Origin of the sequence: Spiroplasma sp. TIUS-1, assembly GCF_010365785.1 — a bacterium.
Classification (GTDB): Bacteria; Bacillota_I; Bacilli_A; order Mycoplasmatales; family Mycoplasmataceae; genus TIUS-1.
Window position 1 is genome coordinate 197,422 of record NZ_CP048387.1, and the last position, 23,941, is coordinate 221,362.

At 27.5% G+C, this 23,941-nt stretch carries 22 protein-coding genes; 20 read left to right on the forward strand and 2 right to left on the reverse strand.

Features of this window, described 5'->3' with window-relative positions; translation table 4 throughout:
• The first annotated feature begins 8 nt into the window (after positions 1–8).
• The 12 genes from STIUS_RS00915 to STIUS_RS00970 all read left to right on the forward strand — a co-directional run bounded on the left by STIUS_RS00915 (position 9) and on the right by STIUS_RS00970 (position 12,763).
• Complete coding sequence (locus STIUS_RS00915; protein ID WP_162649392.1) at positions 9–947, forward strand: alpha/beta fold hydrolase; 939 nt, start codon at positions 9–11, stop codon at positions 945–947.
• 75 nt (positions 948–1,022) lie between these two features.
• A complete protein-coding gene (locus STIUS_RS00920) occupies positions 1,023–1,541 on the forward strand; it encodes a DUF402 domain-containing protein (RefSeq protein ID WP_162649394.1) in 519 nt (172 codons plus the stop codon).
• A gap of 111 nt (positions 1,542–1,652) precedes the next feature.
• Positions 1,653–3,458 carry a translation elongation factor 4 gene (gene lepA, locus STIUS_RS00925; RefSeq protein WP_162649396.1) on the forward strand — a complete coding sequence of 602 codons (1,806 nt, stop codon included), beginning with the start codon at positions 1,653–1,655 and terminating at the stop codon, positions 3,456–3,458.
• 45 nt (positions 3,459–3,503) lie between these two features.
• Positions 3,504–3,836, forward strand: coding sequence for a PTS lactose/cellobiose transporter subunit IIA (locus STIUS_RS00930; RefSeq protein WP_162649397.1), 333 nt, complete (start codon positions 3,504–3,506; stop codon positions 3,834–3,836).
• 57 nt (positions 3,837–3,893) lie between these two features.
• Positions 3,894–4,517 carry a hypothetical protein gene (locus STIUS_RS00935; RefSeq protein ID WP_162649398.1) on the forward strand — a complete coding sequence of 208 codons (624 nt, stop codon included), beginning with the start codon at positions 3,894–3,896 and terminating at the stop codon, positions 4,515–4,517.
• A gap of 301 nt (positions 4,518–4,818) precedes the next feature.
• On the forward strand, positions 4,819–5,130 hold the full coding sequence (locus STIUS_RS00940) for a PTS sugar transporter subunit IIB (RefSeq protein ID WP_162649399.1): 312 nt from the start codon (positions 4,819–4,821) through the stop codon (positions 5,128–5,130).
• A gap of 36 nt (positions 5,131–5,166) precedes the next feature.
• Positions 5,167–7,350 (forward strand): PTS sugar transporter subunit IIC, encoded by a 2,184-nt coding sequence (locus tag STIUS_RS00945; RefSeq protein ID WP_162649400.1) that lies wholly within the window; start codon positions 5,167–5,169, stop codon positions 7,348–7,350.
• Between the two features lie 114 nt (positions 7,351–7,464).
• Positions 7,465–8,682, forward strand: coding sequence for a hypothetical protein (locus STIUS_RS00950; protein WP_162649402.1), 1,218 nt, complete (start codon positions 7,465–7,467; stop codon positions 8,680–8,682).
• A 172-nt stretch (positions 8,683–8,854) separates the two neighbouring features.
• A complete protein-coding gene (locus STIUS_RS00955; RefSeq protein WP_162649404.1) occupies positions 8,855–10,336 on the forward strand; it encodes a hypothetical protein in 1,482 nt (493 codons plus the stop codon).
• Positions 10,337–10,348: 12 nt separating this feature from the next.
• A complete protein-coding gene (locus STIUS_RS00960) occupies positions 10,349–11,098 on the forward strand; it encodes an ATP-binding cassette domain-containing protein (RefSeq protein WP_162649405.1) in 750 nt (249 codons plus the stop codon).
• A gap of 70 nt (positions 11,099–11,168) precedes the next feature.
• Entirely contained in the window at positions 11,169–12,263 is a 1,095-nt protein-coding gene (locus STIUS_RS00965) for a DUF871 domain-containing protein (protein WP_162649407.1), read from the forward strand.
• Positions 12,264–12,373: 110 nt separating this feature from the next.
• Positions 12,374–12,763, forward strand: coding sequence for a MepB family protein (locus STIUS_RS00970; protein ID WP_162649408.1), 390 nt, complete (start codon positions 12,374–12,376; stop codon positions 12,761–12,763).
• Positions 12,764–12,997: 234 nt separating this feature from the next.
• On the opposite strand, the gene STIUS_RS00975 is transcribed toward STIUS_RS00970, so the two are convergent.
• Positions 12,998–13,192, reverse strand: a complete 195-nt coding sequence (locus STIUS_RS00975; protein ID WP_162649409.1) for a hypothetical protein — start codon at positions 13,190–13,192, stop codon at positions 12,998–13,000.
• 71 nt (positions 13,193–13,263) lie between these two features.
• On the opposite strand from STIUS_RS00975, the gene STIUS_RS00980 reads away from it, so the two are divergent.
• The 5 genes from STIUS_RS00980 to STIUS_RS01000 all read left to right on the forward strand — a co-directional run bounded on the left by STIUS_RS00980 (position 13,264) and on the right by STIUS_RS01000 (position 18,512).
• Positions 13,264–13,932, forward strand: coding sequence for a M48 family metallopeptidase (locus STIUS_RS00980; RefSeq protein WP_162649410.1), 669 nt, complete (start codon positions 13,264–13,266; stop codon positions 13,930–13,932).
• A gap of 757 nt (positions 13,933–14,689) precedes the next feature.
• Complete coding sequence (locus STIUS_RS03770; RefSeq protein ID WP_371807436.1) at positions 14,690–14,854, forward strand: DnaJ domain-containing protein; 165 nt, start codon at positions 14,690–14,692, stop codon at positions 14,852–14,854.
• Positions 14,855–14,867: 13 nt separating this feature from the next.
• A complete protein-coding gene (locus STIUS_RS00990) occupies positions 14,868–15,680 on the forward strand; it encodes a hypothetical protein (protein ID WP_162649412.1) in 813 nt (270 codons plus the stop codon).
• A gap of 47 nt (positions 15,681–15,727) precedes the next feature.
• The gene (gene typA, locus STIUS_RS00995; RefSeq protein WP_162649414.1) at positions 15,728–17,548 is read left to right on the forward strand and encodes a translational GTPase TypA; all 1,821 of its coding nucleotides are present in this window, start codon (positions 15,728–15,730) and stop codon (positions 17,546–17,548) included.
• A gap of 112 nt (positions 17,549–17,660) precedes the next feature.
• Complete coding sequence (locus STIUS_RS01000; protein ID WP_162649416.1) at positions 17,661–18,512, forward strand: hypothetical protein; 852 nt, start codon at positions 17,661–17,663, stop codon at positions 18,510–18,512.
• Positions 18,513–18,893: 381 nt separating this feature from the next.
• Here STIUS_RS01000 and STIUS_RS03670 read toward each other — a convergent pair whose 3' ends face one another.
• Positions 18,894–19,961 carry a BspA family leucine-rich repeat surface protein gene (locus tag STIUS_RS03670; protein WP_203234707.1) on the reverse strand — a complete coding sequence of 356 codons (1,068 nt, stop codon included), beginning with the start codon at positions 19,959–19,961 and terminating at the stop codon, positions 18,894–18,896.
• A gap of 232 nt (positions 19,962–20,193) precedes the next feature.
• On the opposite strand from STIUS_RS03670, the gene pgk reads away from it, so the two are divergent.
• The 3 genes from pgk to STIUS_RS01020 all read left to right on the forward strand — a co-directional run bounded on the left by pgk (position 20,194) and on the right by STIUS_RS01020 (position 23,880).
• Complete coding sequence (pgk, locus tag STIUS_RS01010; protein WP_162649418.1) at positions 20,194–21,390, forward strand: phosphoglycerate kinase; 1,197 nt, start codon at positions 20,194–20,196, stop codon at positions 21,388–21,390.
• Positions 21,391–21,542: 152 nt separating this feature from the next.
• Positions 21,543–22,373: an SDR family oxidoreductase gene (locus STIUS_RS01015; RefSeq protein ID WP_162649420.1), complete on the forward strand. Its 831-nt coding sequence runs from the start codon at positions 21,543–21,545 to the stop codon at positions 22,371–22,373.
• A 649-nt stretch (positions 22,374–23,022) separates the two neighbouring features.
• Positions 23,023–23,880 (forward strand): aldo/keto reductase, encoded by an 858-nt coding sequence (locus STIUS_RS01020; protein WP_162649421.1) that lies wholly within the window; start codon positions 23,023–23,025, stop codon positions 23,878–23,880.
• Positions 23,881–23,941 lie beyond the last annotated feature (61 nt).

The following is a 23,941-nucleotide window of genomic DNA, read 5'->3' on the forward strand; positions in this document are numbered from 1 at the left end:
GATAAAAAATGAAAGAATTACAAATAAAATCCAGTGATGGTAATTTATTGCACATCTATTTATGAGACAAAGTAGAAAATCTAAAGGGTGTTTTGCAAATTGTCCATGGTAGTTGTGAACACTTAGCAAGATATGATGAATTTGCTAACTACTTAAATGATCATGGGTGAATTGTTATTGGAAATGATCACCGAGGTCACGGTAAGACTGCTGCATTACAAAATCAACCATTAGGTTTTTTTGGGGAAGATCGTGGTTGAGCAAAGTTAGTAGAAGATACATTTGTTGTTAATAAATATATTAGTGAAACTTATGCAAATCTACCAATTGCAATGTTAGGTCACTCAATGGGAAGTTTTATCGCTAGAACTTATATAATACTTCATTCTAAAACAATCAAGGCAGTGATCCTTTCAGGAACTGCTTGATATTCAAATATTCAAATTAAAATGGCACGCCGTATGGCAAAAAAACATCAAAAGAAATTTGGTGCAACTCATATCGATGATTTTATTTATAACTTGTCATATAAGCCATTGAATAAAAAATATAAAAAATCAACAACAGGTGCTGATTGATTAAGTGTTGATCAAGATAATGTTGCTAAGTTTGTAGCCGATCCTTTATGCGGATTTACTTTCACTTCTTCTGGATTCAAGGATTTATTTTCTGGACTAATCTATAATCAAACAATGTCTAAAATTGAAAATATGGATAAGAATCTGCCAATTATGTTAGTTGCAGGTAAAGAAGATCCAGTTGGTTCATATGGTAAAACTGTAACTAAGACTTACAAGAAATTTAATAATCAAGGATTAAATGTTGATATGAAACTTTATCCAGGTGTTCGTCACGAAATTCTATTTGATATAACAAAAGATAAGGTTATGGAAGATGCTATGGCTTTTATAAATCAAGCAATTGAAAAACCAAAATCTAATACATAAAAGGCGTAATGCCTTTTTTTTGTTTAAGTTAGGTGTTAATTAAGTTATAATTTATAGGATAGCAAAGGAGTTTACATGAAGTTAAACACAAAAATCCTTGTGCACGCATATAAACATAACGGTTTGCTGTATAGAAGTTGAGCAAAACCAAAGGTATTTCAAGAAACTGATGAATACATAATTTTAAGTAATAATAATATATTAATTACAGAAAAGAATGGTAAAAAGTGAGTAACTAAAGACCCAGCGTTGTGAATATTATTTAAGGACAAATGATATAACATCATTTGTATGTTTAAAGATAACGGAGTTAACTATTACTGTAATATTGCTTCTCCTTATATAAATGAGGAAGGGACAATAAAATATATTGATTACGATTTAGATATACGAGTATATGAAGACATGTCATATAGAATCTTAGATTTAAAAGAATTTAACGATCATCGAATCAAATGAGAATACGGTCCAGAAATAGTCAAAATTGTTTGAGAAACAATTGATGAACTTAAAGAAATGATTAAAAATAAAGAAGGTTTCTTTGATCAAAAATTAGTCGCTGAATTATATGCTGAAAGTGCACAAAAGAAATAAGACTCAAACTGTTGTTTGAGTTTCTATTTTTTAAATTTAAAAAGGCAAAAAATAATTAAGTACACTAATATATTTACCACTTATTAACAAAGTCTCAAGTAGAATAAACATATGGAAAAATCACGTATTAGAAATTTTTCAATTATTGCACACATCGATCACGGTAAGTCTACACTTGCAGATCGAATTTTAGAATTAACTGGAGCAGTTGATAAACGTGAAATGCAACAACAATTATTAGATACAATGGATATTGAAAGAGAACGTGGGATTACAATTAAGTTAAATTCAATTCAGTTAAGATATACATCAAAATCTGATGGACAAGAATATGTTTTCCATTTAATTGATACTCCAGGTCATGTTGACTTTACATATGAAGTATCAAGATCCTTGGCAGCTTGTGAAGGAGCATTACTAGTAGTTGATGCTTCGCAAGGAATTGAAGCTCAAACTCTTGCTAATGTTTATTTAGCCATTGAAAATAATTTAGAAATTATACCAATTATTAACAAAGTTGATTTACCTGCTGCTGACCCAGAACGTGTTAAAAAAGAAATAGAAGATGTTATAGGAATTGATTGTTCTGATGCACCAATGATTTCAGCTAAAACTGGTTTAAATGTTGAAGATGTATTAGAAGCTATTGTTAAAAAAATTCCTGCGCCAAGAGATGCAAAAGATGAAGAACCATTAAAAGCACTTGTGTTTGATTCATACTATGATAAATATCGTGGAGTAATGGTTTCAGTTAGACTGTTTGCTGGACGTGTAAAAGTTGGAGACAAAGTTAGATTTGTTCAATCTAAAGCAGAATATGAAGTTGTTGAATTAGGAGTTAAAACTCCTTACGAAGTTAAAAAAGATTTCCTAGAAGCTGGTGAAGTTGGATGAATTGCTGCTTCAATAAAAACAGTAAGGGATGTTCATGTTGGAGATACTGTAACTCTGGTCGAAAATCCGACTTTAGAACCGCTACAAGGTTATAAAAAATTAAACCCAATGGTTTATTGTGGAGTATACCCAATTGACACAGCTAGATATAAAGATTTAAAAGAAGCATTAGAAAAAATTTCTTTATCTGATGCAGCTATTGTTTATGAGCCTGAAACTTCTCAATCATTAGGTTCAGGATTTAGATGTGGTTTCTTGGGAATGTTGCATATGGATGTTATCCAAGAAAGATTAGAACGTGAATATAATCTAGATTTGATTGCAACAGCTCCTTCAGTTATCTATAAGATTACTAAAACAAATGGAGTAGTGTTAGAACTAGATAATCCTGCTCAATTACCTGATCCTTCAACAATTAAAACAATTGAAGAACCATTTGTAAAAGCTACAATAATGACACCCGAAGCAAGTGTTGGTGATTTAATGCAGTTATGTCAAGAAAAACGTGGAATCTATATTGATATGGAAGTTATTGACGATACACGTAGAACATTGATTTATGAGATGCCACTGAATGAAATTGTCTTTGATTTCTTCAATAGACTAAAATCTATTTCAAAAGGTTATGCATCATTTGATTATGACTTTATTGGAAATCGAATTTCTAAACTGGTTAAAATGGATATCTTATTAAATGGAGATTTAGTAGATGCACTATCTACAATTGTTCATCGAGATTTTGCTCAAGGTCGTGGAAGTATTTTAGTGAAGAAACTAAAAGAAATTTTGCCAAGACAAAACTTTGAAATTCCAATTCAAGCTGCAATAGGTTCTAAAATTATTGCACGTGAGACAATTAAAGCTATGCGTAAAGATGTTACAGGTTATTTATATGGTGGTGACGTTTCTCGTAAGAAAAAACTTTTAGAAAAACAGAAAAAAGGTAAGAAACGTATGAAACAAATTGGATCTGTCGAAGTACCCCAAGAGGCCTTCATCGCTGTACTTAGAGTAGACGATTAGTGTATAATATTTGTAGTTATTTATTTTAAACTAAAGGAAAAAAATATGAGCAAAATTAATTTTGAAGAAGTTTCATTTCAAATTATTGCATTTTCTGGAGATGCAAAAGGAGCTGCAATGTCAGCCATATACCTTGCTAAAGAGGGAAAGTTTAAGGAAGCAGAAGAAAAATTATCAGAAGCTGATGGACATATGAATACAGCTAGTCATACACATATGGATATTGTTTCAGCCGAAGCAAGTGGTGAAAAATTCCAAATCCCAGTATTGTTTATGCATGCAGAAGATCAACTATTAAGTACACAAACAATTATGCTTTTAGCAAAAGAGTTTGTTGAAGTTTATAAAAAAATAGGAAATAAAATCACTAAAAAATAGTGATTTTTTTATTGAAAAATTTGTATGTTAAAATCATAAAAACATTTGAGGTTTACAATGGCAAGAGAAGAATATAAGTCAACAATTACCGATGTAAAACTAATTGAAGAATTTAATGCTGAATTTGAAAGTCTATCCAAACAATTTGATAAAAGAATTTATGGATCTGTAACTGAAGAAAGATCTCGAGCAAGTAAATTAATAATTAATCAAAAACTTAAAAAACCTGTTGAAGAAGTATTTAGTCAATTTTTAATAGATGCAGCTTATAGTATTCATACTAGTTTGAAGGCAGAGGATTTATATGAAGGCGGCTTTTATCGTACAAGTGGTAAAAGTAATAAGTTAATCACTAAAGTTTCAAAGTTAGAATTAAATAAAGAAATATCAATAATTTGATATGCAAACAATCAACAATTTATTAGATCTATCAAGTTTTACTCAAACAAAAAAAATACTGTAACTAATATTAAATTCTTTAATTTAGCAACAGGTATGACTTCAGTTGCAGGTTATTTAGAAAGACACTTGAGAACTGTTTATGCCAAACGTCAAAAAGTATCATTTGAAGTTCAAATTATGAGAACTCAAATGGCTCTTGGAATAATCCCAAAAGAAAAACATGAAGCTACAAACAAAAAAATAGTTAGATACTTAAAATATGCTGAAAATTTATATTAAAGAACAAATGAAAGAATTGAAAGAACAATTCCACAAATTCCAGATATAACTCCTAAAATAATTAAGATTAAACTTTTATGCGGAATTGTATATCGTCATTTGTTTTCTAATATCATTGCTATTAAAATGAATAATAAAAATATAGTTATTGGAATAAAAGTGAAATAGATTATGGGGTGCATACAATACCTCTTTATAAATGTAATTATATATTGTAAAAGTATATATATTTTAGTAAAGTAATAATGTATAAATAGGTAAAATATTTTTTTATATTTAATAAAAAAGGAAAATAAATATTATGAAGAAATTAAGAATCTTATTAGTATGTTCAGCTGGAATGTCTACAAGTATGCTTGTTAAAAAAATGCAAGACTATTGTCGTAAAAATGGATTGGATTATGAAATACAGGCCATGAGTTCAGCTATGGGTAAACCACAATTAGATCAATGAGATATTTGTTTAATTGGCCCACAAGTTTCATACATTGCAAACGAATTTAAAAGTGTAACAAAAATTCCTGTTGAAATTATACCTTCACAAATTTACGCGCTTGGAAAAGGTGACAAGGCAATTGAATTTACACACAAATTATTAGGAATTACAGTTTAAAAAAAGTTAATTTTAGAAAAATTAACGAGGAAATTTATGTCAGATAAAATGAACACAAATAACCTAAGACAAGAAAATCCTGAATCTTTTAAACAAAAGTCTAAAAGAGTAATGAATGAAAAAGTTATTCCATTCATGGGTAAACTAGGAAACCAAAGACACATGGGTGCTATCCGTGATGCATTCGGTACAATGATTCCATTAATTATTGCTGGATCAATTTCTGTGCTAATTAATGCAATTATTTTTGGTGGAGCTGGTTCAGGATATGTTTCTTTATTAGGTATGATAGCTTGGGCTTTTAATCCAGATTTGGACAAAGAGGGAGTAACTGCGTTACTTGCTGATGCGACAACTGGTTGAGGACAAACATCAACAATTATGGGACTAGCAATTGGTCATATCAACACAATCACAGTAGGAATGATGTCAATATATACAGCATTCTTATTGGGATACTTTATAGCAATTAGTAGAAATCATTCAAATCCAATTGTTGCAGGATTAACATCAATGGCTGGATTTGGATTGTCAACAATGGGAGAAATTGCTTTCTTTATGGATGCAAAAGGTCTTATTGCAGCCATAATTTTTGGACTCTTATGTTCGGAAATATTTATAAAACTTACTTCAGTAAGAGCGCTTAACATTAAACTACCTGATGGTGTACCACCAGCAGTTGGTAAATCATTTGCAGTGTTCTTGCCTGTAGCTATTACATTACTATGTGTAGCGGGGATTAATATTATTGTTTTTGCTCCAGCAGTAGTAACAGGTAATTTATATGTACAAGGTGGATCATCTTGAACTATTTCTCTTAGTGGTGATGATGGTCTTAAAGAATTAAACTCGTTAATTTTAGGAATAGAAAAAGAGGCATGAGTTGGAAATGAATTAGTTAGTTCTTTCTTAGAAATAGAATTTACTTCTTTTGATCAATTTACTGGATATGTTGATTCTTTATCAGTATCTGAACAATCAGTGATTGGTTCTGTATTGATGACAAGTTCAAATGGTGGGTCGCTTGCATTAGGTAACGCAAAAGGTCAATTAGTGGGATTTGATCAATTCACTAAATTGACAGCTATTTTTAAAGATGAACAATTCATTCTTTCAATTAACTATCAAGCAGTTAATCTAGGTTCTTCATCATTTGGAATGGCAGCAGCGATATTTCAATTTATATCATCTTGATTCTTAGGATTAGTAACTGGTGATTCAGGTATCTGAGTTGCTATATTATTCGTAATGGTTGTTTCATTCTTCTGATTTTTTGGAATACATGGGACAAACGTTATTGCAGGAGTATTTGATCCAATATTTTTAATGGTATTTGGAATTAACTCAGCGCTAGTCACAAGTTTAAATAGTTATGATGCAGCTTATGCAACAGGCGAAATGGGAATATTTGCTAGAGCATTCTTCGATGGATTTGCTTTCATCGGTGGAGCAGGAGCAACACTTCCATTATTATTAATGACATTAATGTTTTCAAAACGCCAAGAACTAAAAGAATTAGCAAAATATTCAACTCCTCCTGGCGTATTTAATATTAGTGAACCAGTAATATTTGGTTACCCATTAATATTAAATCCAGTATATTTATTTCCATTCATGTTTGCTCCTGTAGTAAATGTTGTGATTGCTTATATATTCATGAACATAGGAGCTGTCAAAGTACCATATTTAACAGCTCCGTGAACAGCTCCTTTCTTCTTATCATCTGTATTGATTACACTTGATATTAAGGCTCTGATTCCAATATTTATAATATTTGCAGTGGATATATTATTGTACTTACCATTTATATTATTAGACAACTTACTGTACTTCAAAAAAATCAGAGTAACTGATCCAGAATTGTATAAAGCAGAAATGCTTTACTATGTTGATCCAAATCATAAATTTGCAGTTGACACACAACACAAGTATGATGCTTTAATTAATAAGGGAGATACGATTGTTGACAATGTTGAAGTAAATACAGTATTTTGAGCAAAACGTATGAAACCAGAAGAACTGGAAAAACGTGTTGAAGAAGAAAAAACAAAAGCATTAGCTAAACAAAAACATTATGTTGAAAAAGCTGAAGCACTACGTACTAAACGTGATTCAATAGCAGTTGAAAAACACGATGCTTGAGCAATTAAAGCAAAGAAGAGAAAGGCTAAAAACAAAATGTTTGCAAATGATTTTGGAGATAAAGCAAAAAACTTATAAATAAAATAATTAATACTTAAATGAACCTTGGTTCATTTTTAATTTTTTATCACTAATTAAATTTTTATGGTAATTATTTCCAAATATGATATTATATTTTCAAGGAGAACTATAATGAAAAAAATTATGAGTTTATTAGCCATAACTAGTTTAGCTACTTATGGATCAGCTGCAGTATATTCGTTAAATACCAATTCAATGAATTATGCAAATAATAATTTAATTACAAATGTAGAACCTAATGTTAATAGAATCACAGGGTTGAGATCAAATAATATATTAAATTATGCGAAAACTATAATATTGGAAGATGTAGTAGTGCAAACTGAAACAGAAATTAATCTAAATAAAGTGAAAGACAAATTTGATGATGAACAGTTCGTTACAAAAACAATTTTAATGGAGTTAATGAAGGATAACAAAGGTAATAAAGATTTACAAATGATAATTAAATCTGTTAATTCAAACTTTGATGATTGAATAGTTGACTTACCACTACTACCAATAAATGAAGGTGAATCAACAACTGGCGATTTAACATTAATGTATGTAGGATCAAATAATGAATTTGATGGAGTACTTTTTATTAGTGATATTAAAATGAAAAACGAAAGTTCAATTGTAAAACCTGACATCAGTGAAGTTCTTGTGAATACACATGTTAGTGACATAGAACTGTTAACAGAAGAAGTATTAATTAATCAAATTTATTTAAATAATTTGGAAACTGGTTTAAGAAAAGATGATATTAAAATAACTAATATTAATTATGAATTTGCAATAGCAGAAGCCACAAAAGAATCTAGTTATTCAGGTAATGTAAAAATAACATTTGATGGCTTGTTTAATAATATATCAAAAATTGAAACTGATTCAAAAAGTGTTGCTGCATATAATTCAACACAATCGGATTTTTCTGAAAAAACATCAATAATTGATATTTCTTTGGGTAAATCAGAATTCTTAAAAACTTACAAATATATGGACTATAAACTTACAGGAGAATACAAAACAGATCATCACGGTAGTAAAACATTAGACGTTCAAAAACCTTCTAATAATAATTTTGAGTCATATAAGACTGATATAAATAAGGTTATGGATTATGAAACAATTAAATTGAATGGTGATACAAGTATTAATGTTTTTGAATTAAACTATAAAAACGTTAATCAAGAAAGAGCTTTGGGGCATGTTTCTGTTTCATGACTTGATGATTTTAGATTAGAAATAAAACTAAGGGTTGATGTTTGAGTTTATGCAACAGCATGAAATGCAATGTGAGCTAGAGCTTCAGCAAAAATGACTATGATGGATATAGTATTTAGTTAATATGACAACAAAAAAATATAATTTGCTTTTAAATGTTTATACGTTTAACATGACAAAAATTTTAAAGAGTAAAGTATTTATATCTATATTTACTTTATTTTTTGTTTTAAATGTATCATTCATGATTTTCTTTTCTATTTCAAGTTCAAACTATTCTCGACTTGGGATGGGAATGTTTGTCATTATAGCTAATATTGTTGGAATTGGTTTTATATTTATTTTTAATTTATATAGTTTTATAAAAATGTATCTTGAAGATGAAACTAATGGTATTCATGGATTAGAAAAAAGAATGGGTGTCTCTAATTTACAGATATACATTATGAGGCTTTTTTCTAATAAAACATTTATCTTTTTTTGGATAGTTATATCATTTGTATTATTTTTAATGATAAACTCAATTTTTAGTGAGCAATATTCATCTTATATATTAGAAAACTTAACAATTGGGTTATTTACTCAAGTTATTTTTGACTTTATGATAACTGCATTAATATCCTTAACATTATTGGTTAAAAGTGTAAAACTAACTTCCATTTTAGTGTCATCAATTTCAATATTATTTATGTTATTTCCAATAACAGGATCTGTTCAATTTATAATGACTCCACCTTCAGCATCAGAAATATGAACTAATAATCCACCCGAAGTTTATAAAAAACTTACAAAAAATGAAAATTATTTTATATCTAAATTAGTAAAAGAATATAAAAGTAATGAAGTCATGTTTATTGTGAATGAGAATGACGGATCTTTGAAATCAAATATATATACAAGAGATATTTACAAAGGTGGGCTTATATTAAATTATCCAGATGTATTTGAAAAAATTAATAATGAAGGAAAATATCAATATGAATTACATTTTGAAAACTATGAAAATTCACTTACATATAAGTTTTTCAACTCATTTCAAGAAAAAATCGGAGTTGAAAATTACGGTTCAATTGATAGTAATTTTTTAATAGGGCAAAGAAAAAGTGATTGGTCAGGTAAGGGCCAACTAAAAGATGTCATTGATATTTTAAAAAATAATAAAAATAATTTCAAAGATATTATTAGTCCAGATGAGGTTGAAAACTTAGCTGAAGCAATTTCATATACTTATAATTTTTATCCGTCCGTATATTCAAAATTTGGTGCAACAAACTTGATGTCAGGAGTATTTAGAAATATAGACAGTGAATCTATTAACCAATATAGGACAGGAAGTGCTGGTATACAATTATTTGCAGCAGTATTGAATATATTAATGTCTGAAGTTTTTCATGAAAATGAATATAGCTACAATGACATGTTAGAAATCAATAATTTATATAATGAAAGTCAAAAAAATCAATTAAAAATTCAATATTTTTCTAATCCATTTACGCATTTATTATTGACATCAATTCTTTCAAACTATAAAGCTGATTATTACACAAATAGATTTAACACAACATTATCTCCGTTACCAATTTCAAATAATACAATTGGTGCAAAACCAATTTTTGAAAAAATTGAAAATGAAAAAGAAATAAAATATAAAATTGTTAATTTAGAATTTCAAAAAAATAAGATAAATGTTGGATTGATATACTTATGATGAATTTTGATTTCTTCTTTGGTATTCACATTTTCAGCGTATATTTTTCTTAAAAAAATGAATATTTAGGTAGGAGGAAATATGGAATTTAAATTTAAAAACTTTACAAAGTTATTCAAAAACGGGAAAGGTATTGAAAATATAAATATAGATGTTAAGAGTGGTGAGATTTTGGGTTTAATTGGAGATAATGGCTCAGGAAAATCGACATTTATAAAATCTATATTTGGTGAATATACAAGACAAACGGGTGAAATAATAATAGATAACAAAATAATTGACAAAAGCGATTTGGGAACATTTTCTCTTTTTCCAGACCAAAGTATTTATCCTCAAAATATAAGTATTTTTGAGTTTATAAAATATACATTAAAATTATCAGGAGCAAACAAAAAAACTATTAAGAAATCTGTAATAGAGGCACTTGAAAATGTTAACCTAATTGACTATAAAAATAAAACATTCAAAGAATTGTCAGCAGGTATGCAAAAAAGGGCATTACTTGCAAACGCATTAATTACAAATCCTATCATTTTATTCTTAGATGAACCTACTGCAAACCTAGATGTTAAAACAAGAATTCAATTTTTAGAAATTTTATCCGATTTAGCAAAGGTTGGTATAGCTATTGTAATCACAAGTCATCTAATCGATGAACTGGCGAATTTAGTTGATAAATTGGCCATATTAGATAATGGGAAATTGACATACTGTGACTATACAAATAATGACGAAGAAAGCATAAAAGATTTATACATTAAATATAGTGAAAATATAACAGGATCAATTAATGTATCAAAATTTGTAAAAAATAAATTTGAAAATGATTAATGGGTGTAATGAACTTTTGGCTCATTTTTTTATTTGCCATTAATGATAAAATTAATATAAAGAGGTATTTATGGAAAAGAAAAAAATAGGAATAAGCATTTATCCTGATAAAGCAAAACTGCAAGATACAAAAGATTATTTAGATCTTGCAAAAAAATACAATTATGAAATTGTATTTGTAAGTTTTATTCATTTAAAAAAAGATGCAAAAGAAGAGTTAAACACAGTTATTGAAGCAATTAAATATGCCAAGTCACTTGGATTTTATATTTTAGCTGATGTACACTTCCCATCATTAGAAATGTTGGGTGTACCAATTAATGATTTTAGAAAACTAAAAGATATGGGAGTTGACAGTGTACGCTTTGATTCTCCTGCAATGGCAAGTGATTTAGCTGCTTTAACTCACAATGATTACGAATTAGACATTCAATTGAATATGTCAAACAATGATTCATTAATTGATAATGTATTGGACTTCAAACCAGTACTTACAAGATTGCAAGGGGGTCATAATTTCTATCCACAAAAAAATACTGCAATAAGTTGAGATTTCTTTGTTGAAGCAACAAAAAGATATACATCTAAAAACTTATCAACATTAGCCTTTATTGGTTCACACAATGGTAACCAAGGACCAGCTGCTGTAAACAAGGAATTGCCTACACTTGAATTTTGTAGAGACCTACCAGTTGAGAGCCAAGCAAAAGTATTGTTCTATTCAAATACAATTAATAATGTTTTATTTGGAAATGCATTTGCTAGTGAAGAAGAACTAAAAAAAGTTTCAGAACTAGATAGAGAAGAAATTACTTTTACTCTTGACTGAGAAAAATCAATTACAAAAGAAGAAAAAGAAATAGCAAATTATAAAGAGCACTTTAGACGCGGTGACATTACTGAATTCTTTATTAGATCAACAATGTCACGTGTAATATGAGCATCTTCTGATATAAAACCTCGAGACAAAAAGTCTACTTATAAAAGGGGAGATGTTGTTATTGTAAATAACAATGGAGCAAGTTATAAAGGTGAACTACACATTATCTTAAAAGATGGTTATGTTGATGAAAACAATCAATACAATCAAATTGGAAAAGTGAGAACTGGAGAATTATTCTTGATGAACTTTGTAGAACCTTGATCAAGATTTAGATTAAATTAAAAAGTTGGTTTATGTTGTTGATACAAAATAATAAGTATAATTTATTCTTTTTTAAATAACTAACAACAGTTTCCAGTATATACAATTATTTTAATAAAGGAATTTAAATAATGAATTATAAAATTTTAGATAATGATTTTAACTTAAAGTATGATGGAAAAATAGTTGAATATAATACAAAATATTATAGATATAGAAAAGCTCGTAAAACCAATAAAAAGGAAGGGTATTTTGTTGCATTTTGAGAAAAAGAAAACAAAATCAACGTTCCCTTTAATTCAAAAATGGATTATGATGGATTTATTATTTATATTAAAGACAAAAAACTTGAGGGATTTTTTGTTTTTTCAAAAGACTTTTTAGTTGAAAACGGCTATTTAAAGAGTGAAAAATTTAATGGAAAAATGGGATTTAGAGTTTATCCAATCCAAACAGACACAATGAATGAAACTGCTATTAAAACTTACAATACCACAAAATCATTTTTTAAAATAATATAATAAATAATTGAAAAGTAGCTTTGCCTCACAAATATAATTTGAAAGTTTATAATGAAAATAGAGGTGTCATACAAACTACTAAACCAGAGACAATTATATTGCTTACATTAAAAATTTAAAAATTGCAGATCAAAATAATGATGTTATGTAAAAGAAAACTTTAAATTATTTTTAATATTTAATTGCATGATGACTATTTATTTGGGATTTAATGAACTAATCCAACTTTTTAATTTAAAGAGAAAGTGCAATTGATAATCCCAAAAATAAAATCATTAATAAAAAACAAACTAAAAATGAAAAACCAATAATTTGTTTTTTGTAATACATTGGTCTTTGTCTTTGCTTATCTAAAAATCTGACAACCATTCAAATAATAAATGGTGCGCAAAAAGAAATTGCTCCTAAAATAATAAGCACTTGAATCATAAAAACCTCATTAATTAAATTATATCAATGAAAGTCTTTTGTAATCAATTAGTTATAACTATAATATTTATATGAAATTAAAAAAACAACTTAGTTACGGCGGAAAGTTAATCGAATACTTTTTAGAAATTAAAGATCAAAAAAGTATTCGATTAAGAATTGATAATCAAAAGATTATTGTTTCGGCTCCAGTATATTCACAAGACTGACAAATTGAACAACTGATTTATAAGAATATTAAAAAAATTCTTATGATGGTTGAAAATCAAAAAACAAGATATCCATTTATTATTGAAGGAAATATATTAAAGATTAAAATTTTTGGTGAGTATAAAGATTTCGAAATAATTAATACAAATATAACTGCATCAATTAAAAACAAAAATGTCGTAAAGATGTATGATAATCAAGATGAGTTTATTAGTAATACATATAAAAGGCTATCAATTTTATATTATGATTTTTTTAAAGATAAATTATTATATTGATCTAAAAAGAATGAATTAGATATTAAAAACTTATCAGTTAAATTAATGAAATCAAGATGAGGTGTATGTTATCCAGAACTTGATAAAATTATATTGAATACAACTTTAATCCATTATCCAATTGAATGTATGGATTATGTTATTAACCATGAACTAGCACACACAATTCATAAAAATCATTCAAAAGATTTTTGATATTTAGTAGAAAAAAACTATCAAAACTATAAAGAAGTATCGAAGTTATTAAAATAGGAGACATATGGCATTTTGAAGCAAGTCTAAGACACAAAATTACAGTAAAACAAACATTGATGAGTATTTTATCGAATGGACTAAAAACGAGTCTGAGAGAGTCATATATGATACGTCTATTGTAAAAGTTATAAATGATTCATATGAAAAATCTTTAAATGCACTTCTTTCAAAACAAAGAAGCGCATTTATAAATAAATCATTTAGTAAAGAAATTAAAATTATGGGAATCAATGAATCTTTTATTACTGTTCCTGGAGCCACTCACTTTTTAAATATTCAAGCTGAACTATATTCAACATATGATGCTTTATTAGCACAACTAACATTGGTTGCCCTTAAAAAGTATGGGTACTTATGTATTAAAAAGTTTTATGAAATAGTTGATGATAAATTTGAGAGATTTGATACATCTGAAAGAATGATTCAAAGATATATTGGTATAGCAACAACTGAGATTATTAATGGGTATGAAAATATTATTAAAAAGTCTACAATCTATATAAATCAAGCAATAGATGAAAATCTAATTTTAGAATTTTTAGATTTAGGTTTAAATGATTCGTTTTATTTTTCTCGTGTTTTAAAAGAATCAACTGAACTTACATTGTCAATGGTTGATTATAAAAATGAATATGGACAAGATAATACGTTTATTCAAACAATTGGTTTAGAATCTACATTTGAAAACATTGATGATTTTGTTGAAAAGACTCAAACAGTTTATATGGACAATTCAGTTGAAAACGCTTTGAAAATGTTTGGACTAACTTCAACTTCTGACTCTAATGAATTAAAACAGGCTTATAGAAAACTTGCAAAACAATATCATCCTGATTTAAATAAAGATGCTGATGCAAATATAGTTATGCAAAATATCAATATCCACAAAGCAATACTTGATGAGTATTTTGGAGAATAATTAGGAGCGACACATGGACTTGACATATGTAAGAAACAGAGACTTCTGAGAAAAAAGAAGTATAAACATCATTAAAACTGAATTACTATTCTTGCATGCAACTGCAGAGTACAGACATTCGTGAATTATAAATTTTACATATGATGCCGTGAACTTTTGAAATGAATCAGATTCTATTGAGCAATTTGAAAATAAACTGACAATTTCATTTAACAACTATGTTTTAAAAAATGTTGATAACTTTGAAAGAATTACTGAACTTGAAGATACATATTCAAAAATCAAATCAACAACTTCAGTTTTTAGAATGTTCTTAGATGAGTTGGAAAATTACTTCAACAAAATAAGTTCAGAAAAAGAAGAATTAGTCTTTGATATATTAGCTTCACATTTGGTAACTTTGCATGAGCAAACTAAAGCATACTTTGGAGCTGTTTCATTAAATCAAGCAGTTGATTCAGAAAGTTTTAGAATGTTAACTTCATTTTATAATAAAGTAGTTCCTCAAACTGATGTAATAGCTGGAGAACTTGTAGATCTAATGTATGACATATTAAATTGAACAGTTAGTCTTTATGGAGAATTATTAGATTTACAAGCAATGACAAAAAAGCAAGATTATCATGCTGAAGTAATTTTAAATTTTGCTAGAGAAACTGGGACAGGAATCTATTTCTTCTTGTACTTTGCTGAAAGTATATTAGATGAATTTGATATTGGTGAAGAAAGAATTGATGAGTTATTAGAATATGAAAATGAAAAATGAAATGAGATTAGAGGTTCTGAAAATATCGATAACATAAAAACACATTTATTAAATAACTAATATACAATTATTATTAAATACATTATCAATCAAAACCAGGAGTAAACATGAAAAAAATTATTAATATTGCAGTTATTGCTCACGTTGATGCAGGAAAATCAACTTTAGTAGATGCATTCTTAAAACAATCAGGTGTCTTTAGAGATAACCAAGCAGTTGTTGACCAAGTTATGGATTCAAACGACCAAGAAAGAGAACGTGGGATTACTATTTATTCAAAAAACTGTGCAATCGAATATAAAGATTACAAAATCAACATAGTTGATACACCCGGCCATGCCGACTTTTCTTCAGAAGTAGAACGTATTATGAAAACTGTAGATACAGTTATTCTATTAGTAGATTCATCAGAAGGACCAATGCCTCAAACAAGATTTGTACTTTCAAAAGCTCTTGATTTAGGTTTAAAGCCAATTTTATTAATTAACAAAATTGATAAGCCAGATCAACGTGCAATGGAAGTTGTTGATGAAGTTCTAGAATTATTTATGGAACTTGATGCCAATGACGAGCAATTAGAATTTACAACAATGTTTGGAATTGCTAAAAGAGGAATTGTTCAATCATCAATGGAAGAAGAATCAAAAGACTTATCTCCATTATTTGAACAAATTATCAATGAAGTCGGAGCTTATCCAGAATCAAAATCTAAAGAAGATACAGCATTACAAGTTTCTTCATTAGGTTATGATTCATTCATTGGTAGATTAGGAATCGGTAGATTATTTCAAGGATCTTTAAAAGAAGGCCAAACAGTAAGTATCGCTAAAAATGATGGTACAACTACTCGTGGAAAAATTAACAAATTATTTGTTTATCAAGGTATGGCTAGAGTAGCTGTTACTGAAGCACAAGCTGGAGAAATAGTTGTTGTTTCAGGAATTGATGAATTAACAATTGGAGACGTAATTTGTGCTTCAGATAAATTAGTTAAAATGGCTCCAATTTTGGTTGAAGAACCAACAATGTCAATGAACTTCTTAGTTAACACTTCACCATTTGCTGGTAAAGTGGGAAAACTTTTAACAACAAGAAATATTAAAGAAAGATTAGATAAAGAATTAGAAGTTAACGTAGGGTTACGTGTGGACGCTTTATCTGAATCATCAGCTGATGGTTTTAAAGTATTTGGTAGAGGTGAACTTCACTTATCAGTTTTAATTGAAACAATGAGACGTGAAGGTTTCGAACTAGGAATTTCTAGACCAGAAGTAGTTTTCCATAAAGATGAAAAAGGTAATAAAACAGAGCCTGTTGAAAGAGTTATTTTAGATGTTCCAACAGAATACCAAGGTACAGTAATTAATAATTTAAATTTAAGAAAAGGTATCATGATTGATATGGATTCTAATGGTATACGTGACAAAATTACTTTTGAAGTACCTACTCGTGGACTAATTGGATTTAAATCAGAATTTGTTAATGAAACTCGTGGTGAAGGTATCATGGTTAAATCATTTAAGGCTTATGAAGAATACAAAGGAAAAATACCTGCTAGAAAAAATGGAGTTATGATCTCTATGGCTGATGGTGTTACATTACCTTATGCTTTAAGTAACTTAGAAGAACGTGGAACTCTATTCTTAGGACCACAAGTTCAAGTTTATGAAGGTATGATTGTTGGATTGCATTCAAGAGCAAATGACTTAAATGTTAACCCAACAACTGGTAAAAAACTAACTAATACACGTTCATCAGGAACTGATGAATCAACTAAATTAACTCCTGCAAGAAAATTTACTCTTGAAGAAGCATTGGAATTTATCGAATGAGATGAATGAGTTGAAGTTACTCCAGTTGACGTTAGATTAAGAAAACGTTGATTAAAAGAAAACGATAGAAAACAACACAGATACGATATGAAATAATCTTTATAGATTATTTTTTTATTTATATAAAAAAATGATTTGAAGATTTTCTCTTTCTTTAAAATTTATTATATTTTTTCAAATAGTATAAAATTAATATATGAAAAATTTTATGGAAACAACAAATCAAAATAAATGAATTATATTAAAGGACTGAAAATTTTGATTTCAATTATCAATTGCTATTTTAATTCTTGTAGCACTATTAACAGATTATATGGATGGAATGATAAACATAGCAACCAAATTTACTGATCCAGATAGCGGTCTAAACATGTGGCAAATTTCAAATGGAAATTTAAATGGTTATGATTATGCTGGATTCACAATATTTTATTTTACTTTCTTCACATCTCAATCAAATATTTTTGTAATACTTTGATGTTTAATATCAGTAATAAAATGAAATAAAAAATCTATAACTGACAATGATTTGCTAACTTATGCAATCGCAACTTATATAACAATTACTATGTTGATATTTCAAACAATGTTATTTCCCTTATCATTCATAAAAAATAGTGAAGGTGAAATGGCAATATCATCTTGAAGATTTATAAATTGATTCACTCAAGAATCACTTCATTTAATTGGACCATTAATGTTTATTATTTTTGTTTTAATTGTTAGACAAAAATCATCAACTATTGATACAAAAACATTAGTAACTAAAAAAATATGAGTAAGCTTTACATACCCATTGATTTGAGGAATTGGTGAATTAATTCGTGGTGAATTTTATTATCAATCAAATAGACCAGTAGGTACACAATATCATTACTTCTTTATGAATATTCATTTAAATGGAGGTGAATCGGGTTATCCAATCCCAGGTTTATCAATCCCTGGAATATTATGATTCATTATTGCAATTTTATTTATACTTGCAATTGCTTTAGGATTCTTCGTTTTATATAACTTTATTGTCAATAAAAGAACTCAAAAACAAAATGTTATCGCTTAAGATAACATTTTTAAGTTCTCATAAATAGCTAATTTTTTTTACTAATAATTTGAATAAATACTCAAAATAGGCACAATTTTGTTTACTTATTGTCTAAAAAGCATTTATTTGTCTAATTACATTTTTTCTAGTTTATAAAAATGTAATGGAAATTGTTTCAAAGGCAGGTATGAAGGTGGTGTGTATGAAATATTTTAAGCTTAATCAGTGCTTTAGTTTACACATTTGTTTCAAATTTACGTTTAATTTGTGAATGTTATTATAGTTCTATAGTCTAGTATTAGAGAATTTAATAAGCAAAAGAGCAATCATTTGAAGCCAAATTAAATATTGACTATTGATAAAAACTCAAAAAAATTGCTGTGACTATTTTCTTATTTATTAAAGAGTAAAATTTGGCTTATTTTTATCTTCCCAGTTGTCAGCACCCAAATCGAACATTAAATAGTATTTAACCTTAGAAACGTTTCAAATACTTAAATCTTGATTAAAAGTAGTTGATGACATAAATATTTGAGACATATCAATCACATTTGATGTATTTCAGTTAGATATATCTTTGTTGAAGTTAGGTGTATTTAAAAACATGCTACCCATATTTGTTACATTTGATGTATTTCAATTTGCTATTAATCCATTGAAATTTATTGCTCCAAAAAACATACCATACATATTTGTTACATTTGATGTATTTCAACTGTCCAGGCTTTGATTGAAAGTCTCGGCTCTAGAAAACATACTACTCATATTTATTACATTTGATGTGTCTCAATCATCGATTTTTTGGTTAAAATTAGATGCTGCAAAAAACATTTGAGACATGTCTGTTACATTTGATGTATTTCAGTTATTTAGACTTTGGTTGAAAACTTTAGCATTAGAAAACATGCTGGCCATATTTGTTACATTTGATGTATCTCATTTAGATATGTTATTATTGAAGCTAAATGATGAGTTAAACATTTCTGCCATATTTGTTACATTTGATGTATTTCAATCACCAATGTCTTGATTAAAGTTTACTGTTGAATTAAACATGTGAGACATATTTGTTATATTTGATGTGTCTCAATGTTGAATACCCTCTACTTTGTTGCTTTTCAAACTTCTAAATGAACTAGTTAAATCTGTGATTCCTTTTGGGAGATCCCTAGGCACTTTTTTTACATTTTTTGGAAACAAAATAGCTTTACCATTATGATTTCCAATTTTAATAATTTCTTCTGTATTTAAATCTGTTAAATCTAAATCAGTTGTACTTTTTCTATTACCGTTTTGGTCAATATAAATTGTTGTCTTTTGTTCTACTTCATTATTTTCAGATATATTAAAACTTTTTGGATTATTGTTTATATTTTGATAATTAATATTTTTATTTAAAATTTCAATACTGGTAACAGTTGAACTTGTCAATGTCAAAAATCCTAGTATATATACTAATTTTTTCATAATTATTATCTCCTTTAATATTTTTATTATATATAAATATAATAATAATTTATCAAATAAATTTATTAGTTGAGAAATTATTATTAAAATAATGATAGAAATATAAATAGTGGATAAAATATTATTAAGATAGACAAATAAATTATTAGTATGTAGTTAATAATTTCCAACTTTGGTGAAAGGTTTTTTATTTTAAAGTTATAATTAATCTATTAACAAAGGAGTTATACACATGAAAAAAACATTACACGATGTTAAAGTTGAAGGTAAAGTAGTTTTAGTTAGAGTTGATTTTAATGTTCCAATTAAAGATGGAGTTATTACAGAAGACAACAGAATTAAATCAGCAATTCCAACAATTAAACATTTAATTGAAAAAGGATCAAGAATTGTTTTATTCTCACATTTATCAAGAATAAAAGAAGAAGCTGATAAGGCTAAAAAATCTTTAGCACCTGTTGCTAAACGTTTGGGAGAATTATTAAAAAAAGAAGTTAAATTCATTTCTCAAACACGTGGAGCAGAATTAGAAACAGCTATTAAATCATTGAAAGCAGGTGAAATTGTTGTAGTTGAAAATACACGTTTTGAAGATGTTGCCAATGGTGAAGTAGTAAAATTTGAATCAAAAAACAATGCTGAATTAGGTAAATATTGAGCTTCATTAGGTGAAGTATTTGTAAATGATGCATTTGGAACAGCACACAGAGCTCACGCTTCAAATGTAGGTATTGCATCAAATATCTCTGATAGCTGTGTTGGGTTCTTAGTTGAAAAAGAATTATCAGCTTTAGCTGCTGGTATTGATAAACCAGCTAAACCATTTGTAGCAATTATTGGTGGAGCAAAAGTTTCAGACAAAATTGGTGTAATTGATAACTTATTAAAAAAAGCAGACAAAATCTTAATTGGTGGAGGAATGGCATATACATTCTTTAAAGCTCAAGGTCACAATATTGGTAAATCATTATGTGAAGAAGATAAAGTTGCATTAGCAAAAGAATACTTAGCAAAAGCAAATGGAAAAATCATTTTACCAATTGACTCAGCTAACAATACAGATTTTAAAGATTCAAAAGCAACATTCTCAGGAGTAGATCTTCCAGATGATGTAATGGGACTAGACATTGGTCCTAAATCAATAGAACTATTTAAGAATGAATTAAAAGGTGCAAAAACTGTAGTTTGAAATGGACCAATGGGTGTATTTGAAATGGAAAACTTTAAAGTTGGAACAGTTGGAGTTTGTGAAGCAATTGCAAACTTAGATGGAGCATTCACACTAATTGGTGGTGGAGATTCTGCAGCAGCTGCAATTCAATTAGGGTTTGCTGATAAATTTACACACATCTCAACAGGTGGTGGAGCATCATTAGAATATATGGAAGGAAAAGTCCTACCAGGTATTGAAGCTATCAAAAACAAATAATAATTGAATTTATTATTTATAAAAAAACTTGGTTAACTCCAAGTTTTTTTAATTACCTATTGTCATGAGTAATACATATTTAATAAAATTGGAGTAAATAATAAAGGTTTAATAGATTAAAATTAATTTATTAATAAAAGGAAAATAAATATATGAAAAAGCAAACTTGATTTATTACTGGAGCAAGTAAAGGATTTGGACAAATTCTAGTAAATAAGTTATTAGAAAAAGGAGATAGAGTTGTTGCTACCTCTCGTAATATGAATTCATTTAAAGATATTGATAATGATAATTTTTTAGGATTAGAAATTAAAGATCTTACAAACGAAAAAAGTATAATTGAAGCTTTTAAACAAACTATAAATAAATTTGGAACAATTGATGTACTTGTTAATAATGCTGGTTACGGTATTTTTGGTGCATTTGAAGAAGTAACTGATAAAGAAATTAGAGACTTATTCGATGTAAACGTTTTTGGAACATTTAACACAATTAGAAATGTACTACCAATTATGAGAAAAGCAAATAAAGGAAGAATTATAAACATAAGTTCAAGTTATGGATTTGTTGGTGATAAATATTGAGGGGCATATAATGCAACAAAATTTGCAATTGATGGACTATCAGAAGCTCTTAGCTTAGAGTTAAATCAATTTAATATTAAATCGACGTCTATAATGCCGGGACCATTTAGAACAAACTTTTTAGATAATTCTTCACTTAGCGCAGTTGTAAAAGAAGGCCCATATAAAAAAGAAATAACAAAAATGAATGAACTATGAGCTGAATGAAACGGATCACAAGCAGGTGATCCATATAAAGCTATGGATGCATTAATTAAAATTGTAGATGAAAATTTAGATGTTGATCATATATTCTTTGGACAGCATGCATATAATACAGCTGAACAAAGAATTGAAAAGTGAAAGCAAGAAATGAAGAATTTTGAACATATTGGTAAAGACCTTGATTATTCAAAATAATTAACTTTATAATTATAAAACTTGATTTATCAAGTTTTTTATTTTGCTAAAATTAGTAATATAAAAATGGAGATTTATGATTAATTACTTAAAAAATATTCCAGAAATCTAATTTTTAAAAGATGAAAATAGTAAAGAGTTTTCTGAAAATCCGTGTAGATTTAAAAAACTTTTTAAAAGAGAATTTGAATTTAATTTTGAGTTTAAATCAAAGTTTGTTTTCAAAGATGGTTATATTATATTTGATTGAAAAAAATGAGAATTTGATATGACTACAGAAGAATTTAATTTTGAATTCCAGAAAATTCAAAATTAAAATTAGAATTGAAACTTCTGAATACTTATGTTTCAAAGATTTTTAAAAAGCACAAGTTATAAACAAATAGACTATAAAAAACTTATTTTAGAGATTCCATAAAGTTCGATTGTTTACAATAAACTAAACAAAACTGAAAAAAAGGTGAATATTTAATAAAAAATTTTTTTTGTAATCAAATAGAATTTTAAAAACATTAAATGGACACTATAATATTTCTGTTAATAATCTATATTAATGAAAACAACTTTAAGAGTTGTTTTTTTATTTGATAGGTTATCCATTAATAAAGAATATAATAAAGATATGATAACAATTTATTAAGGAGATAATATGTCAGAAGCAAAAAGTTTAAAAATCAAATTACACAATGGTATAATGATGCCTCAAGTTGGTTTTGGAACTTACAGAATTCAAGACCAAGCAATTGGTGTAAAAGCTATTGCTCATGCAATTAACAGTGGATATGAACTATTAGATACTGCAGATATTTATAGAAATCATCACATTGTAAGAGAGGGTATAAAACAATCTAATAAAAATAGGAATGAATTATTTATTACAACTAAACTATGACCAGTTAGCAAGGATATAAAAATTTATAAAGATGATTTTGGAGTATTTTTAAAACAACTTGATACAGATTATATTGATTTATTAATAGTTCATTGACCTTTACCGTTTGGTAAGGTTGCGTATGAAGCAGCTGAACAACTTTACAAAGAAGGCAAAGTAAGGGCAATTGGGGTATCTAATTACAATAAAAAACAATTAGAAGAATTAATCTCGTCAGTAGAAATTAAACCAATGGTTAATCAAATTGAATTAAATCCAAACGCAATCAGACAAGACGTAGTTGATTTTGCTAAAGCAAATGATATTGCAATTACTAGTTGACAAACAATGATGGAAGGAAAAGTATCTGAATTAGAGCACTTTGTAAAACTTTCTCAAAAATATAAAGTTGATTCTCCAGCTATTGCTTTGAAATGAGCAATACAAAAAGGAATTGCAATTATTCCCAAATCAGTAACACCTTCAAGAATTGAAACAAATTTAAATGACTTAGCTCTTTTTAAATTGACAGAAGAAGAAATAGAAATGATAGATAACTTATCAACTGAAAAAGGAATGAATGTAGATTCAAATAACTATATTTCTCCAACTCCAGCAACTGAACGAGTTTTTTAATATTGGAGCAAACAAAATAATCATTAAAGATAACTATTAGTTATCTTTTTTATTTATGAAT